At 68.5% G+C, this 15,888-nt stretch carries 15 protein-coding genes; 10 read left to right on the plus strand and 5 right to left on the minus strand.

What is annotated here, in order from left to right; all coding sequences use genetic code 11:
• The 8 genes from DFR69_RS19410 to DFR69_RS19440 all read left to right on the plus strand — a co-directional run bounded on the left by DFR69_RS19410 (position 1) and on the right by DFR69_RS19440 (position 6,664).
• The gene (locus tag DFR69_RS19410; RefSeq protein WP_110039314.1) at positions 1-1,998 is read left to right on the plus strand and encodes an acetyl/propionyl/methylcrotonyl-CoA carboxylase subunit alpha; all 1,998 of its coding nucleotides are present in this window, start codon (positions 1-3) and stop codon (positions 1,996-1,998) included.
• Complete coding sequence (locus tag DFR69_RS19415) at positions 1,995-3,155, plus strand: acyl-CoA dehydrogenase family protein (protein ID WP_110039024.1); 1,161 nt, start codon at positions 1,995-1,997, stop codon at positions 3,153-3,155. Before DFR69_RS19410 ends, DFR69_RS19415 begins: the two co-directional genes overlap by 4 nt.
• Before the next feature lie 66 nt (positions 3,156-3,221).
• On the plus strand, positions 3,222-4,004 hold the full coding sequence (locus tag DFR69_RS19420) for an enoyl-CoA hydratase family protein (protein WP_110039025.1): 783 nt from the start codon (positions 3,222-3,224) through the stop codon (positions 4,002-4,004).
• A gap of 4 nt (positions 4,005-4,008) precedes the next feature.
• Positions 4,009-4,623 carry a TetR/AcrR family transcriptional regulator gene (locus DFR69_RS19425; protein WP_110039026.1) on the plus strand — a complete coding sequence of 205 codons (615 nt, stop codon included), beginning with the start codon at positions 4,009-4,011 and terminating at the stop codon, positions 4,621-4,623.
• Positions 4,624-4,703: 80 nt separating this feature from the next.
• Complete coding sequence (locus tag DFR69_RS19430) at positions 4,704-4,910, plus strand: DUF2191 domain-containing protein (protein ID WP_110039315.1); 207 nt, start codon at positions 4,704-4,706, stop codon at positions 4,908-4,910.
• On the plus strand, positions 4,901-5,332 hold the full coding sequence (locus DFR69_RS19435; RefSeq protein ID WP_110039027.1) for a PIN domain-containing protein: 432 nt from the start codon (positions 4,901-4,903) through the stop codon (positions 5,330-5,332). Before DFR69_RS19430 ends, DFR69_RS19435 begins: the two co-directional genes overlap by 10 nt.
• Before the next feature lie 241 nt (positions 5,333-5,573).
• Positions 5,574-6,290: a hypothetical protein gene (locus DFR69_RS34090; RefSeq protein ID WP_146229362.1), complete on the plus strand. Its 717-nt coding sequence runs from the start codon at positions 5,574-5,576 to the stop codon at positions 6,288-6,290.
• Positions 6,291-6,298: 8 nt separating this feature from the next.
• A complete protein-coding gene (locus DFR69_RS19440) occupies positions 6,299-6,664 on the plus strand; it encodes a hypothetical protein (protein ID WP_110039028.1) in 366 nt (121 codons plus the stop codon).
• Positions 6,665-6,682: 18 nt separating this feature from the next.
• Here DFR69_RS19440 and DFR69_RS34095 read toward each other — a convergent pair whose 3' ends face one another.
• The gene (locus tag DFR69_RS34095) at positions 6,683-7,804 is read right to left on the minus strand and encodes a hypothetical protein (protein ID WP_146229363.1); all 1,122 of its coding nucleotides are present in this window, start codon (positions 7,802-7,804) and stop codon (positions 6,683-6,685) included.
• A gap of 556 nt (positions 7,805-8,360) precedes the next feature.
• Here DFR69_RS34095 and DFR69_RS19450 point away from each other — a divergent pair.
• The gene (locus DFR69_RS19450; protein ID WP_167456335.1) at positions 8,361-9,569 is read left to right on the plus strand and encodes a PE-PPE domain-containing protein; all 1,209 of its coding nucleotides are present in this window, start codon (positions 8,361-8,363) and stop codon (positions 9,567-9,569) included.
• A gap of 336 nt (positions 9,570-9,905) precedes the next feature.
• On the opposite strand, the gene DFR69_RS19455 is transcribed toward DFR69_RS19450, so the two are convergent.
• From DFR69_RS19455 to DFR69_RS19465, 3 genes are all read right to left on the minus strand, one after another.
• Complete coding sequence (locus DFR69_RS19455; RefSeq protein WP_110039316.1) at positions 9,906-12,011, minus strand: glycosyltransferase family 39 protein; 2,106 nt, start codon at positions 12,009-12,011, stop codon at positions 9,906-9,908.
• Between the two features lie 44 nt (positions 12,012-12,055).
• Positions 12,056-13,360 carry a bifunctional glycosyltransferase family 2/GtrA family protein gene (locus tag DFR69_RS19460; protein ID WP_110039031.1) on the minus strand — a complete coding sequence of 435 codons (1,305 nt, stop codon included), beginning with the start codon at positions 13,358-13,360 and terminating at the stop codon, positions 12,056-12,058.
• A 66-nt stretch (positions 13,361-13,426) separates the two neighbouring features.
• Positions 13,427-14,053 (minus strand): class I SAM-dependent methyltransferase, encoded by a 627-nt coding sequence (locus DFR69_RS19465; protein WP_110039032.1) that lies wholly within the window; start codon positions 14,051-14,053, stop codon positions 13,427-13,429.
• A gap of 131 nt (positions 14,054-14,184) precedes the next feature.
• Here DFR69_RS19465 and DFR69_RS19470 point away from each other — a divergent pair, with 131 nt between their 5' ends.
• Positions 14,185-14,904, plus strand: coding sequence for a TetR/AcrR family transcriptional regulator (locus DFR69_RS19470; RefSeq protein ID WP_110039033.1), 720 nt, complete (start codon positions 14,185-14,187; stop codon positions 14,902-14,904).
• Positions 14,905-15,016: 112 nt separating this feature from the next.
• On the opposite strand, the gene thiD is transcribed toward DFR69_RS19470, so the two are convergent.
• On the minus strand, positions 15,017-15,865 hold the full coding sequence (gene thiD / locus DFR69_RS19475; protein ID WP_110039034.1) for a bifunctional hydroxymethylpyrimidine kinase/phosphomethylpyrimidine kinase: 849 nt from the start codon (positions 15,863-15,865) through the stop codon (positions 15,017-15,019).
• Positions 15,866-15,888 lie beyond the last annotated feature (23 nt).

Raw genomic sequence — 15,888 nt, forward strand, 5'->3', positions numbered from 1 at the left:
ATGCCAATCACCAATGTTCTTGTCGCCAACCGTGGTGAGATCGCGCGCCGCGTGTTCGCCACCTGCCGTCGGATGGGTATCGGCACCACCGCGGTGTACTCGGACGCCGACGCCGCGGCACCGCATGTGTCCGAGGCCGACGCCGCCGTCCGGCTGCCCGGCAACACCCCGGCCGAGACCTACCTGCGCGGTGAGCTGATCATCGAGGCCGCGCTGTCGGCCGGTGCCGACGCCATCCATCCCGGCTACGGATTCCTCTCCGAGAACGCCGAATTCGCGCGCTCGGTGCTCGACGCGGGCCTGGTGTGGATCGGTCCGCCGGTCGCGGCCATCGAGCAGATGGGCTCGAAGGTCGAGTCGAAGAAGATGATGGACGCCGCAGGTGTCCCCGTCCTCGCCGAGCTCGATCCCGCCGAGGTCACCGAGGCGCACCTGCCGGTGCTCATCAAGGCCTCCGCCGGTGGCGGCGGTCGGGGCATGCGCGTGGTGCGCGAGCTGGGTGAGCTGAAGGATCAGATCGCCGCCGCGCAGCGCGAGGCCGAGTCGGCCTTCGGCGATCCGACCGTGTTCTGCGAGCGCTACCTCGAGACCGGCCGCCACATCGAAGTCCAGGTCATGTCCGACACGTTCGGCAAGACCTGGGCCGTCGGCGAGCGTGAGTGCTCCATCCAGCGCCGGCACCAGAAGGTCGTCGAAGAGGCGCCGTCGCCGCTCGTCGAGAAGATCGACGGCATGCGCGATCGCCTGTTCGAGGCCGCGCGCCTGGCCGCCGAGGCGATCGGCTACGAGGGCGCGGGCACCGTCGAGTTCCTCGCCGACGAGAAGGGCGACTTCTTCTTCCTGGAGATGAACACCCGTCTGCAGGTGGAACATCCGGTCACCGAGCAGACCACCGGCCTCGACCTGGTCCGCCTCCAGCTGCAGGTGGCCTCCGGCCTGCCGCTGCCCGCGAACCAGCCCGCCCAGCGCGGCCATTCGATCGAGGTCCGGCTCTACGCCGAGGACCCCGCGCAGGACTGGCAGCCGCAGAGCGGGCCGGTGCACAAGATCGAGATTCCCTTCACCGCAGGCGAATTCACCGTGCTCGACCAGGCCGGTGTGCGACTGGACACCGGCGTCGTGGACGGCTCGGTCGTGGGCGTGCACTACGACCCGATGCTGGCCAAGGTCATCTCCTACGCCGAGACCCGCGCCGAGGCGGCGCATCTGCTCGCCACCGCGCTCCAGCGTGCCAAGCTGCACGGCCTGGTCACCAACCGCGACCTGCTCGTGCGCGTGCTGCGGCACCCCGCCTTCCTCGCCGGCGACACCGACACCGCCTTCTTCGCCACCCACGACCTGGCCGCGCTGTCGGCGCCGCTGGTGTCGGAGGCCGACGAGGCGCTCTCGATCGTCGCCGCCGCTCTGGCGGATTCGGCCGCCAACCACGCCGCCAACCGCTTCGGCAGGCTGGCGCCCAGCGGCTGGCGCAATCTCGCCTCCGAGCCGCAGCGCAAGTCCTACGAGAGCCGCACCAGCGGCACACACGAGGTGCGCTACCGCTTCGACCGGTCCGGCGCCGTGACGGTCGAGGGCCACGACGGTCTGGCACTGATCTCGGCGACGCCGAACCGGGTCGTGCTCGCCGTGCCGGGTGAGCGTGGTCCGGTGCGTCGCCAGTTCGACATCGCTCGCTACGACGACCTGGTGACGGTCGACTCCCCGCTCGGCCCGGTGGCGGTGCGCAGGCTGCCGCGCTTCACCGACCCGTCCGAGCAGGTCGCGGCGGGTTCGCTGCTCGCGCCCATGCCGGGCAGCGTGATCCGGCTCGGCGCCGCCGAGGGCGATCACGTCCAGCAGGGCCAGCCGATCCTGTGGCTGGAAGCCATGAAGATGGAGCACACCATCGTCGCGCCGGCCACCGGCGTTCTCAGTGCGTTGAACGTGACCGTCGGCCAGCAGGTCGAGGTCGGAACCGTCCTCGCGGTCGTCGAGGAAGAAGAGCAGGAGCAGGCATGAGCTTCCACGAAACCGAAGAGCAGAAGGCGCTGCGCGCGGCGGTCGCGTCGCTTGCGGCCAAATACAACTACCGCGACTACGTGCTGCCGCTCTCGCGCAAGAACGAGCCGCTGAGCGAACTGTGGGACGAGGCGGGCAAGCTCGGCTTCCTCGGGGTGAACCTGCCCGAGGAGTACGGCGGCGGTGGCGCGGGCATGTACGAGCTGGCGCTGGTGCAGGAGGAGCTCTCGGCGCAGGGCGCCGGACTGCTGCTGATGGTGGTCTCCCCGGCCATCTGCGGCACCATCATCACCAAGTACGGCACCGACGCGCAGAAGCAGACCTGGCTGCCCAAGCTGTCGGACGGCTCGGCGAAGATGGTCTTCGCGATCACCGAACCCGACGCCGGTTCCAACTCGCACCAGATCACCACCACCGCCCGCCGCGACGGTGGCGACTGGATCCTCAACGGCCGCAAGATCTTCATCTCCGGTGTCGATCAGGCCGAGGCCATCCTCGTGGTCTCGCGCACCGAGGACCACAAGACCGGCAAGCTCAAGCCCGCGCTGTTCATCGTCCCGGTCGACGCGCCCGGCCTGGTGAAGAACGTCCAGGAGATGGACGTGATCGAGCCGGATCACCAGTACACGCTGTTCTTCGACGACGTACGTCTGCCCGCCGACGCTCTCGTCGGCTCCGAGGACGCGGCCATCGCGCAGCTGTTCGCCGGTCTGAACCCCGAGCGCATCATGGGCTCGGCCATGGCCATCGGTCTGGGCCGCTACGCCATCGACCGCGCGGTGGAGTACGCCAAGGAGCGCACCGTCTGGAAGACGCCGATCGGTGCGCACCAGGGCATTTCGCATCCGCTGGCCCAGATCAAGATCGAGCTGGAACTGGCCAAGCTGATGATGCAGAAGGCTGCCACCCTCTACGACGCGGGCGACGAGTTCGGCGCCGCGGAGGCCGCCAACATGGCCAAGTACGCGGCCGCCGAGGCCAGCATCAAGGCACTGGACCAGGCCATCCAGACCCACGGCGGGTCGGGCCTGACCAAGGAGGTCGGTCTGTCGGCCATGCTGCAGGCGGCGCGCATCATGCGCATCGCCCCGGTGAGCCGCGAGATGATCCTGAACTTCGTGGCCCAGCACTCGCTCGGCCTGCCGCGCTCGTACTAGATCCCACGGTGGTCGCCCCGGTGGTGGGGCGACCACCGTCCTCTCCCCGGACGAACAGGAGTCCCGATGAGTGACGTGACGGAAGCACCGTTCGTCCGCTACGAGGTCGTCGACGGGTTCGCGACGCTGACCTTCGATTCGCCGCACAACCGTAATGCGCTCTCGTCCAAGCTCGTTCGCGAGTTGCTGGCCGGGTTGGACGCGGCGAACGCCGATCCGGCCGTGCGCGGCATCGTGCTCACCCACACCGGTGACACCTTCTGCGCCGGCGCCGACCTGAAAGAGGCGAGCACGGCCGATCCCGCGACCGCGGCCGATCAGCGCACGCGCGTGATGATCGACGTGCTGCGCGGCATCCTCGCCTCGCCCAAGCCGGTCGTCGCGCGGATCGACGGCAATGTCCGCGCGGGCGGCATGGGCATCATCGGCGCCTGCGATCTCGTCGTCGCGGGACCGGAGAGCAGTTTCGCGCTCACCGAGGTGCGGATCGGCATGGCGCCGTTCATGATCTCGCTCACCCTGGTGCCGCGGATGGACCAGCGCGCGGCGAGCCGCTACTTCCTCACCGGCGAGAAGTTCAACGCGGTGACCGCGCAGGAGATCGGCCTGATCACCGTCGCCGCCGCCGATGTCGCCGCCGAGGTGAAACGCCTGTGTGGTGAGCTGCGCAAGGGCTCGCCGCAGGGTCTGGCCGAGTCCAAGCGGCTGGTCAACGCCGCGCTGCTGGCCCGCTTCGACGCCGAGGCCGAGGAGCTCGCGCAGCGCTCGGCCGGCTTCTTCGGTACCCCCGAGGTGATCGAGGGCATGACGGCCTTCTTCCAGAAGCGCCCGCCGAGCTGGGCACAATAGTCCGATGGCGACACCCCACGAACCCAAGCAGGACCGCAGCCGGGCCACCCGGCTGCGGCTGCTCGAGGCGACCATCGACTGCCTGGCCGAGACCGGCTGGGCCGCCGCCACCGTGTCGGTGGTCGCCGAACGGGCCGGGGTGTCGCGCGGTGCCGCCCAGCACCATTTCCCCACGCGCGAGGATCTGATCACCGCCGCGCTCGAGTACATGTTCGACGTGCGGATGGACCAGTCGACCGTCGAGGACGAGCTGGTGAACGAGGTCGCGCAGGGTGAAGGGCGCACGCGCGCGGTGGTGTCCGCGCTGGTGGAGTCCTACACCTCGCCGCTGTTCAAGGCGGCGCTGCAGGTCTGGACGCACGCCGCCGCCGATCCGGCGCTGCGCGAACGCATCGTCCCGCTGGAGGCCCGCTTCGGCCGCATCGCCCACCGGCGCGCGGTACAGGCGCTCGGCGTCGACGATTCCGATCCGGTCGCCCACCACCTGGTCCAGGCGACCCTCGATCTGGCCCGCGGGCTCGGTCTCGCCGACGTCCTCACCGACGACTCGGCGCGCCGCAAACAGATCGTCGACCAGTGGGCCGCGACCCTGCACAGGGCCCTGCACGCCGCTGTTTGACCCTTGTGACCTGCGCCGTTTCTGGTATATGTTTCCTTCATCGAACGTATATCGAGGGGGGTAACGTGAGGGACACCGACATGACCAAACGGCTGATCGAGATCGAGGACGAACTACTCGAATCCGCTCGAAACGCGCTCGGGACGTCGGGCGTCTCCGATACGGTTCGCGCCGCGCTGAGTTCCGCGGTCGTGTCCCGCGCGCGGGCCGCCGAAGTCGAGTGGTTGGTCAACGGCGGAATGGCCGAGATGGCCGACAAGGAACGGCGCGATGACGTATGGCGGTGACCGCGCGCTACCTGCTCGATACGAGTGCCGCGGCGCGGATGCCGCACAAAAAGGTCGCCGCGGAACTCGCTCCGCTGATCAAGGCGGGCTTGGTCGCCACCTGCGCCCCGCTGGATTCCGAGGCTCTCGACAGCGCCCGCAACCCCACCGAGTACGAGGAGATTCGCTCGCGTAGGCGGGAGGCCTATGAGTACCTCCCCACCAACGACGAGCATTGGCACAGCGCGTTCGTCATCCAGCGTGAACTCGCCCGCTCCGGTCGGCATCGCGCGGTGGGGATCCACGACCTCCTGGCCGCGGTCGTCGCGGTCGAACACCGCCTGGTGCTCGTCCACTACGACGCCGACTTCGAAGCCGTCGCGTCGATCGTCGATCTCAACCACCGCTGGATCGCACCCCGCGGGACCCTGGGCACCTCCTGATCGCCCGCGCGCCGACACGAATTCGCGGTGACTGCCTCATTCGTGTCGGCGCCGCTGGCCGACCGGGTCCGCCCTGCGCGGATTGCGGTTGGATCGGCTGCCCATTACCCGGATTCACTGCACCGCAACCGATTCGGTGCTGTCGCAAGTGGCCATCGACCCCTCGACGAAGTAGGGTCGGAGTGGCCCGATCGGCACGGATCACGCAGGAGAATCGACGACCTGTGACTTGGAGAATATGGTGTACGAGGAAGTTCTAGGTGGCGAAAATGGGCAGGCTCCGCCGATCAAGAGTTACGATACTTCGATCCATCCAAATTTTCCGATAGTCGATACGAGTAAATTCAAGACGCTTCGCGATTTTACCGGCGAGTTGACTCAGGCAAATGCCACGCAAGCGGCTGCTGTAGGAATGTATTTCAGTGCGAGAGATCGGCCCGTCGCCAAGAAATTGTTCGACCACTATTACCGTGTCACCGGTGACGATTACGTGCTGGATGAATCGACGATCGAAAATTGGATCAGCGAAGACGGTCATGCATACAACAGCTCCGCTGTTTCGACCTGCCCTGCGGCGATATCCGCCAACAAGGAGGCCGCGATAAGCCGGGCGATCGCCGAAGTTGACAGCACCCACAACTCGGTCAAGGTCATCCTGTCTACCGATTGGGTCGTCGTTGCCGGAATCTCAAACGATCACGTCCAATCGCTCGGCCGGTACAGCCTTGCCTCGACCACGGTGGTGGTCGCCCTTCCGGGTGTGTCCGGATCGCATCAGATCGAACTGAGGCAGCAATCTCACATTTGTGATATCTATAATTTTCATACCGACGACGACTACGGAAACATGGCCCAGTCTGCCGTGAACACCATGGCCCAGAGTGAGGAGCTCGGCCTCGCTAAGTCGTTCCTGGTATATGGTTCTGGTGCGGTGCATTCCTGGTCGGGTTCGAAATAGGTGGGGATATGGCTGACAGGAACAATAGGGCGGAAGACGTCGTGGTCCCGGCGTTTTTCGGGGCCATCATCGGCGTCGTACTGGCGGTGATCGCCTATTTCCCCATGGTCGTGATGCTGCAGAACGTCTTCGACGTGCCCGAGCCCACGGCGACTCCCAAGAAATACCGCGGCGACACGGAACCGATCTCGCCGGGGTATTGGATAACATGGATGGTTCCGGTGCTCGTCGCGATTCCCGCCGGACTGGTGTTGTCCTGGTGGCGGCGCAGGCGGGTGTTCGCCCTGGCGGCTACGTTTACTTTCGTCCTCGGCGCTGCTGCGGTCGCCGCTGTCGTAATCTCATTCGAACTCAACGGATTCGCGCCCGACTGACCTGGCCGGCGCAGTGGGTCAGACGGAGACGGCCAGTTCGAACCATACGTTGTCGCCATAGCCGTACCGAATGGTGCCGGTGTCGATGATCACCTTCTCCGGGAGTTCGAATTCGCTCGCGTTGTAGACGGGGGCGGCGCGGCCGGACTCGTAGCCCAACGCGCCGGAGATCCGCTGGATCGTGGTCGTGATCGCGTCCTGGCGCGTCGCGACCGACTTCTTCAGCTCGTCGACAGCGGAGGTGATCTGCGACTTGGCGGACTCGTCCATCGGCTGGTCGATCAGCTGCGCCCAACTGGCCAGTGGGAGTGTGAAATTGGCGAAGGTCATGCGCTTCGTGAGGGAGCCTGCCAGGTCCGCGGCTTGGTTGTATACGAGCCGTTCGAGCAGCAATGCTCCGTTCTCGACGATTTTGGAGACGGCATCGAGATCGATGCTGCGGGTGTCGAGCGACTGCCCGAGGGCCGTCGCGGTAGCTGCGAACGAGGTTGCGGCGGCACCGATCCAGTCGGCCTGTATCCACCCGATGCCCGCGAACAGGTTCTGCGAGTGAGCGAAGTCATTGATGCCGAGTAGGCCGATCCGCTTACCCACGCCCCGCAGCGCCTCCCAATCCGCCTCCACAGGCGCCAGGTATTCGGCAATTGGCTTGATACCGATGGTCCGGCCGAGCGGCTCGTCGTAGGAGGTGAGCAGTTCGATGCAGCCGGTGACGGCCTGGCGGACCGTGTACTGGGCTTCCTCCACGTTCTGTAGACTGAGCTCCTGCAGGCCTGTGAATCGGCGAATATCCACGGCCGAGCCTGTCGCCGCGACACTCTGCCCGTCGGTCAGGCTCGCCCCGGCCTGGTTGAGCGAGACAGCGTGCTGCTCATCGGAATTCTGGTACGCCGTGGCCGAGGTCCCCAGACCGGAGCCGAGCGTGCCGAGGGCACTCGTGTCCTTCTGATGGTCGCCGGAAAGCGTTGCTTGCAGCTGCTGAATGGGTAGCGACAGCTGTGCCAGCTGTCCAGAGGTTCCGGCTGGTAGCACTAAACCCGGTAGCAATCGGCCCGCGTTCTCCGTGAAGTTGGCGCCGATGTCTTGGAGATCCAGCGTAAAGCCGGTCAGCTTCGACAAAGCAACAGTGAGGTCGACCATTCCAAATCCCCCGGAACAACGCTGCGTACATGCTGAGCCTGATCGGTCACAGCCGGTCATCGAGGCGCGGCCGGGCAGACCGGCGGCCTGACTCGGCAACCGCTGAATTCAACGCGGCCACAATCGGTCCCAACACTACACACGCTACATCAGCCCTGCGCGCGACTCAGTTGAGATCGGTCCGGCATCGGGCAGTCGGCATCCATGATCTGCTCGCGTCCGCCTTGGCGATCGAACACCGTCTGTTCTCTACCACTACGACGCCGACTTCGAAGCCGTCGCGTCGATCGTCGATCTGAACCACCGCTGGATCGCACCCCGAGGCACCCTCGGCACCTCCTGATCGCACCCGCCTGCGGTGTGAATTCGTGGTGCTCGCCTCCGGCGTGGTGGGGTGTCGTGGTGGGAGGATTGCGGCAGGTCGGGTCTCATCTTCCTGGTGAAGGGGTTGTCCATGCCGCGAGCGCCGAGGTGGTCAGTCGTCGATTCCGAGCCGGTGAGAGGTCATCGGAAGCGACTCCGGGTGGCCGGGTTGCTGGTGCTCGGGGTGGGGTGGGTGAAGGCGCAGAGTGTGGGCGCGGTGGCGATGGCCGCGACGACGGCGCTGATCGTGCCGGGTACGGGCACCAGTGATCCGGGTGTGGCGCACAATTTCGAGAGCAACGCCTACCAGCACTTCATCGCGCCCGGCGCGAGTGGCTGTACGGACAACGCGTGTCCCGGCGTCGTCTTCGTTCCGGTGCCCTATGACGCCGCGCTGTGGCCGGTCATCTCGTCGAAGGGACCGGAGGCGTCGTCGGCGAAATGGGATACGTCGGTGGCCGACGGGGTGGCCAGTCTGGGAGCGTTGCTGAGCGGGCAGTTGAGCACGGGGCCGAGCGGTCCCGTTGTCGTTTTCGGCTACTCGCAGGGGTCGACGGTGGCGAGTGCGCAGAAGGCCGCCTCGGCCGGACTCTCGCAGGCCGACAAGGATCGGCTTTCGTTCGTGTTGATCGCCAATCCCAACCGCCCGAACGGCGGCATCATCGAGCGGCCGGTGCGGTTCGGCGGAATCCCGGTCGCCGACATCACCTTCGGGCCGCCGACGCCCACCGACACCGGCATCGCCACGACCGACATCGCGATGCAGTACGACGGCATCTCCGACTTCCCGGCCTATCCGCTCAACCCGCTCGCGGTGTCGAACGCGCTGCTCGGCACGCTGCTGATCCACCCCTCGTACCTGCAGCCCAAGGGCAACGGGGCCGGGGGAGAGCCGAAGGCAGGCGCCGCCGTCTACGGCTACCGGGACCCGGCCGAATACATCGCCCAGCAGGACTGCGACCTGCACCCCGAGAACTGCCAGACCCTGGGCGACACCACCTACGTCACGATTCCCAACCCGGAAGCGACTCTGCCCCTGCTGTATCCGCTGCGCGCCGTCGGCCAGCGCACGAACCACACCGCGGTGACAGAGCCCGCCGCCGCCCTCCTGGAACCGGCCCTGCGCGTCCTCATCGAAACCGGCTACGACCGCGACAACTACGGCGAACCGACCCCGCTGCGCTTCGACCAGCCGCTGAACCCCGAGAAGGTCGCCACCCTGCCGGCCGACCTCCCCGCCGCCATCGACCAGGGCATCGCCGACGCCCGCGCCGAAATGGAACGCCCCTCCGACAAGCCCCACCGCATCCTCCCGCCCGAAGCCGTCCTGGCGAACCTCGAAGACCTGCTGCCACCCGCCCCTGACCTGCCCGCCGTCGCCGGCCTTGTCCCGTTGCCGTAGCCGCGGGGACGATCCGACCACGCGAAGGTCGACCCGGCGAACATGCCGTTGCCCGGCCACGAGCGCGTCCGCAGGATCTCGGCGGTCCCGAGCCCCGGCAGACCGGATGGTGCCGCGTCGGCGGCTGGCCGTGGTTGCCCGGTGATCGAGCGTGTGGTCAGGGGATGCGGGCAGCGCCACCGGATGCCGGCCCTGCCCGCCGCCGTGGGCCATCGCCATGCTCGGAGATGGTGGGGCCCGCCCGGGCCGGGCACGACTCCGGTCGCCGGGACCGCACGCGGTGCGCCCGAACGTGTTCCGGCGGGGCCGCCAGGTGCGCCGGAACACGGTGTGCGACTACGACTTCGGTTGGGTGAGGTCGTACAGGGTGACGCCGTCGACGGTGGTGGCGGTGTAGTTGGCCGTGACCCAGGCGGTGATCGCCGACGCGGTCGACTCGTTGTTTCCGCCGGGGCCACCGCGGCCGCCCGCGATGAAGTAGCGAATCTCGCCTTCGGCGACGTAGCGCTGGAACTGTTCGAGGGTGGGGGACGGGTCGCTGCCGTTGAAGCCGCCGATCGGCATGACCGGGAGTTCGGTGGCCAGCTGGTATCCGGCGGCGCTGTTGGAGCCGACGGTGGCGGCGACCCAGGTGTAGGAGGTGCCGTTCTGCTCGAGCAGGCCGACGATCTGATCGCTGGGACGTGACCCGCCGAGCAGGCCACCGGCCCCACCCATCGGACCGCCTCCGTCACCATCGGCCTGCAGGCGGCCGTCGGTCGCGGAACCGTCGCCCTGCGCGCTCCCTGAGGTGCCGTTCGTCGACGCATTGCCATCCCTCTGCGCACCACCGTTCGGCTGCGCACCACCGGTCGGCGCGACGCCCGGTGGAACAGCGGTGCCGTCGGTTTGTCCGTTACCGCCACGACCGTCCGGGCCCGTACCCATCTGTCCGTCGGGCCGCATCCCCGGTCCGCCCCGACCACCCATGCCACCGACGTTCGGCCCGGCGGAGGGGATGGCGCCCGAGTGGGCCGAGGCGAGGGTGTCGACGGAGTACGCGACCGGCCCGGCCAGGCCGACGAAGGCCGCGGCCAGCGCGGCGACCAGAGACTGCTTGCGTGCCAGGGGAAAGGCGAGCGCCACGGTGGTGAGCACGCCGACGACCAGGATCGCCCACCGCAACCACGGCTGGAAGGAAGCGCTGCGCGACAACAGGATCCACGCGGTCGTGGTGCTGAGCCCGAGGGTGAGGGCGCAGGTCAGCCGCGCCCACGGCCGGCCGCGCGCACCCCACAGCTGTACCGCGCCGATCCCGACGAGCGCGGCGACGGCGGGGGCCAGGGCCACCGTGTAGTACTGGTGGAAGATCCCGGCCATGTAGCTGAAGACCAGCCCGGTGACGAGAAGCCAACCGCCCCAGAGGATCAGCGCGGAGCGGCGCTTGTCGGTACGTGGCGTCCGTCCACACAGCACCAACCCGGCAACCAGCGCCACGAGTGCCGCCGGCAGCAGCCAGGCGATCTGACCACCCTGCGCCGGCTCGAACAGCCGGGTGATGCCCGTGCTGCCCCACATCCCGTTGCCGCCGGGAGGCAGTTCGCCGCCCGGGCCAACGCTGCCGGTCTCGTTGCCGTTCAGCCGGCCGAGTCCGTTGTAGCCGAGGGTGAGCTCGATGATCGAATTGTTCTGCGACCCACCGATCCACGGCCGCTGGTCGGCGGGCCACAGCTCGACGGCCAGCAGCCACCAGCCGGCCGCCACGACCATCGCCGCACCGGCGGCGAACAGTTGCGCGATCCGCTTGCCGAGCTTCGGCGGCCCGGCGATCAGGTAGGTCAGCGCCAGCGCCGGGACGACGAGCAGCACCTGCAACTGCTTGGCGAGGAACCCGAAGCCGATGAGCGCGCCGGTGAGCAGCAGCCACCGCCACCTGCCGTCCGCGACGGCGCGGGTCATCGCCCAGGCCGCGGCCGTCATCAGCAGCACCAGCAGCGCGTCGGGGTTGTTGAACCGGAACATCAGCACCGCGACGGGGGTCACCGCGAGCACCGTGCCCGCGACCAGTCCCGCCACCGGCCCGAACGAGCGCCGCACCGCCGCCCACAGCGCCGCCACGCTCGCGACGCCGAGCAGGACCTGCGGCACCAGCATGCTCCAGCTGTTGAGCCCGAACAGCCGCACCGACAGTTCCATCACCCACAGCGACGCGGGCGGCTTGTCCACGGTGATCGAATTCGCCGCGTCGGACGAACCGAAGAAGAACGCCGTCCACGACTGTGAGCCGGCTTGCACTGCGGCGGCGTAGAAGTCGTTCGCCCAGCCGTTGGCGCTCAGATTGCAGAGGTAGGCGATGAGCGTTCCGGCCAGCAGGGCCGTCAATGCAGGTATTTCCCAACGCTTCCGGCGCTCTGTCGGCGCCGCGCTGGCGGCGCGGACCGGCGCCGTGATCGTCGCGGTCATCGCCACACCTCCGTGGACCTCGGCGGGATCGCCGACTGGGCGGATCATGAGCGGACCTCCACGGCGGCGGTCTCGTGCTCGCGGGGGAGACCGGCTGAAGCGGGCGGGACGACGTGGGCCGACGCGTCGCCACCGGGCGTATGGCGTGGTCCCGTGTTCCGGAACACCCAGCGCAGACCGACGAAGCGGGCCAGTGTCGCGATGAGATTCGCGGTGATCAAGGCTGTCAGCTCCACCGCGACCGGCGCGTCGGGTGCCCAGCGGTGCAGCGCGAACAGCGATCCGCTGGTGACCGCCAGGCCGAAGGCGAACAGGGCGAGGCCCTGGAACTGGTGCGCGACAACATCTTCGCGGCCACGCACGCCGAAGGTGAACGCGCGATTGGCCGCGGTGTTGGCCACGGCGGTCACCAGCAGCGCCACCAGATTGGCGCCCTGCCCGCCGAACAGCGGTTGCAGTAGCAGATACAGCACGACGTAGGCCAGCGTCGACAGCACGCCCACGATCGCGAACCGCACCAGCTGGCCCACCATGCCGAGCGGAACTCCGGCGACGAGCGGCTCCCGGCCGATGGCGGCCCGTAGCTCCGGCAGCGGCAGGGCGCCGGTGGCCAATGCCCTGGTCAGCCGCCAGATCCCGCACAGATCCTTGCGTGCGGTGTCGACGATGTCGACGCGGCTGTCGGGATCGTCGATCCAGTCGACGGGCACTTCGTGGATCCGCAGCCCGGCCCGCTCGGCCAGCACGAGCAGCTCGGTGTCGAAGAACCACTCGCCGTCACGCACCAGCGGCAGCAGTTCGCGCGCGACCTCGGCGCGGATCGCCTTGAAGCCGCACTGCGCGTCCGAGAAGTGCGCGCGCAGAGTGGTTCTCAGCAGCAGGTTGTAGCAGCGGGAGATGATCTCGCGTTTCGGCCCGCGCACCACCCTGGCCGCGGCGTCGAGCCGGGTGCCGATCGCGAGATCGGAGTGCCCGGACACCAGCGGCGCGACCAGCGGCAGCAGCGCGTTCAGATCGGTCGAGAGGTCGACGTCCATGTAGGCGACCACCGCGGCGTCCGACTCGGTCCACGCGGTCCGCAGCGCCCGGCCGCGGCCCTTGGCGTCCAGGTGCAGCACCCGGACGCCGTCGAGTTCGGCGGCGAGCAGCTGCGCCACGGCGAAGGTGGCGTCGGTGCTCGCGTTGTCGGCGATCGTGATCCGGGTGCTGAAGGGGAACCCGGCGCGCAGGTGGGCGTGCAGACGCCGCACGCACAGCCCGAGATCGGTTTCTTCGTTGTAGACGGGGATCACCACGTCGAGCACCGGCGCGCGGGTGCTCGGCATGGGTTGTGGCTCGGTCTGGGTCATGGCACCCACCCTCGACGGCGGCGCTGCCACCGAGCTGGGACCGAGCTGGGAGGTTGCTGGGGATCCTCAGCCGCGGCGCACGCGCAGTACGCTGTCGGCGCGCTCGCCCTCGACGCCCTCGGGGCTGGTCGACGGGCTGTAGACGAGTTCGGCGGTCTCCACCTGCCACTCGGGGCCGAGCGCGAGCTGGTCGAGCACCTGCTCGATGGTCGGGAAGTCGACGTGGTGCGGCGGGGTGGTCACCCAGGTGGGCCAGCCGTGGTGGCCGCCGACCACCAGCACACCGCCCGGTGCGACGGCGGCCGCGGCCTTGCGCAGGATGATCGCGCGCTCCTCGGGCTGCTCGACCGGCGAGTGCAGGAACTGCGCGGAGACCAGGTCGAAGGTGCCCTCGGGGAAGTCGGCGTGCAGGTCGTGGCGCGCCCAGGTGATCTCCACCCCGGCGGCGGCCGCGTGCTCGGCGCCGCGGGCCATGGCGGTCGAGGAGATGTCGACGGCGGTGACCTGCCAGCCGCGAGCGGCCAGCCAGATCGCGTCGCCGCCCTCGCCGCAACCCAGGTCGAGCGCGGTGCCCGGGGTGAGCTCGCTGACCTCGCGGACCAGCGTCTTGTTCGGATTACCGGTCCAGACCTGGTCGTGTTCGCGGTAGAAGTCCTCCCAGAACTGCTCGGCGGTCGGTGCGGTCTCGGTCATCGGTGCTCCTTGTCGATCGGGGATGATTCGATGGTGGGCCACCCTCGGGAAAACTCGCAAGAAAAGCTGCCGTTCCGGCAAAGTCTGCCCCGGCAACACCCCAGGTCGACCCCGCCAATAAGCTTCTGGCCGTGACGCGCGGTTACCGGAAGGCAGACGAGGGCCGCCGGGTCGACGCGCGTACCGAACGGTGGCGCGAACACCGGGTGCGGGTTCGGACCGAATTCGTCGACGCCGCGTTCCGCGCGCTCGACCGGGTCGGGCCCGAGGTGAGCATGGGCGATATCGCCAAGGAGGCGGGAGCCGCCAAGCCGAAGCTCTACCGCCACTTCGAGGACAAGACCGACCTGTACAACGCGATCGTCGACCGCGTGCGCGACATGCTGTGGGAACGCATTCTCACCGGCGTGAACCTCACCGACGACTCCGTGGCCGACCTCGTGCACCGGGCCGCCGCCGAATACGTGGCGGTGGTGTCGGAGCATCCGAACGTCTTCCGCTTCATGCTGCACAGTCATTTCAGCCAGCAGGCCAAGGAGACCGAACGCGCGCTCGTCGCCGCCAGGCAGTCCGCGCGGCGCGCCGCGGAGTTCTTCGCCGGCCTGCTGCCGACCGAGTCGATCGACGTGGCCGGGATCGAACTGGTGAACTATTCGATTTTCGGCGCGGTGGCCTCGGCGACGGACTGGTGGCTCGGCGCCAATCAGCGCGAGGTCTCGGCGATGCCGGTGGAGCGGTTCATCGACTATCTCGCCGAGAGCATCTCGGCGCTGGCGCGGGCGCACGCGCGGTTCAACGGGGTCGCGATCGACCCGTCGCGGCCGCTGCGCGACGCCTTCGTTGTCGGCTGAAAACCCTCGCGCCCTGCGCGAACTCCGTTGTTCTCCCGGCTACGTCGTTGGAACCGGTGGGGTGCGATGAGTTCAGTATGAACCCGCCCACCGACAAGTTCGCGACGCCACGCTAGGCGTCGGTGCGCAACCGCCACAGCGGCGACACGGGGCCGTGGCCGGCGCCGAGATCGTAGGAGGCGGCCAGGCAGCGGTAGGTCCATTCCTTCGCGAAGGCGACCGCGTCGGGCACCGAGTAGCCGTTGGCCAGCGCGCTGGCGATGGCCGCGGCGAGGGTGTCGCCGCCGCCGTGGTCGTTGCCGGTGGCGATGCGCGGTGCGGTGAACTCGCGGAAGGTGTCGCCGTCGTAGAGCAGGTCGGTGCTCACCTCCGAGGCCCGCAGGTGCCCGCCCTTGACGATCGCCCACTGGGCGCCGAGCGCGTGCAGCGCCTCGGCGGCCTTGCGCGCGGTGGGGTCGTCGACGACCTCGATGCCGGTGATCAGCCGGACCTCGTCGAGATTGGGGGTCACCACCGTCGCCAGCGGGATGAGGGTGTTGCGGACCGCGTCGAGCGCTTCGGCGTGCAGCAGCGGGTCGCCGTGCATGGACGCGGCCACCGGGTCGACCACGAGCGGCACTGCCGCGTCGCGCCCGATCCCCACCTCGCGGCAGACTCCGGCCACGGCCTCGATGATCGCGGTGGAGGCGAGCATGCCGGTCTTGGCCGCGCCGATCCCGATGTCGCGCACGACCACACGCACCTGGTCGGCCACGATGTGCGGCGGGATCTCGTGGAAACCGCTGACGCCCACCGTGTTCTGCACCGTCACCGCCGCCACCGCCACGCACGCGTGCACGCCGCACAGCGCCATCGTGCGCGAGTCGGCCTGGATACCGGCGCCGCCACCGGAGTCGGTGCCCGCGATGGTGAGCGCGCGGACGGGGGTCTGGCCATCGGGGGTCAGCGGCAGCATCTTCACGCTCCAACCCTACGACCGCGTGT

Origin of the sequence: Nocardia neocaledoniensis (genome assembly GCF_003182135.1) — a bacterium.
In the GTDB taxonomy this organism is placed as follows: domain Bacteria; phylum Actinomycetota; class Actinomycetes; order Mycobacteriales; family Mycobacteriaceae; genus Nocardia; species Nocardia neocaledoniensis.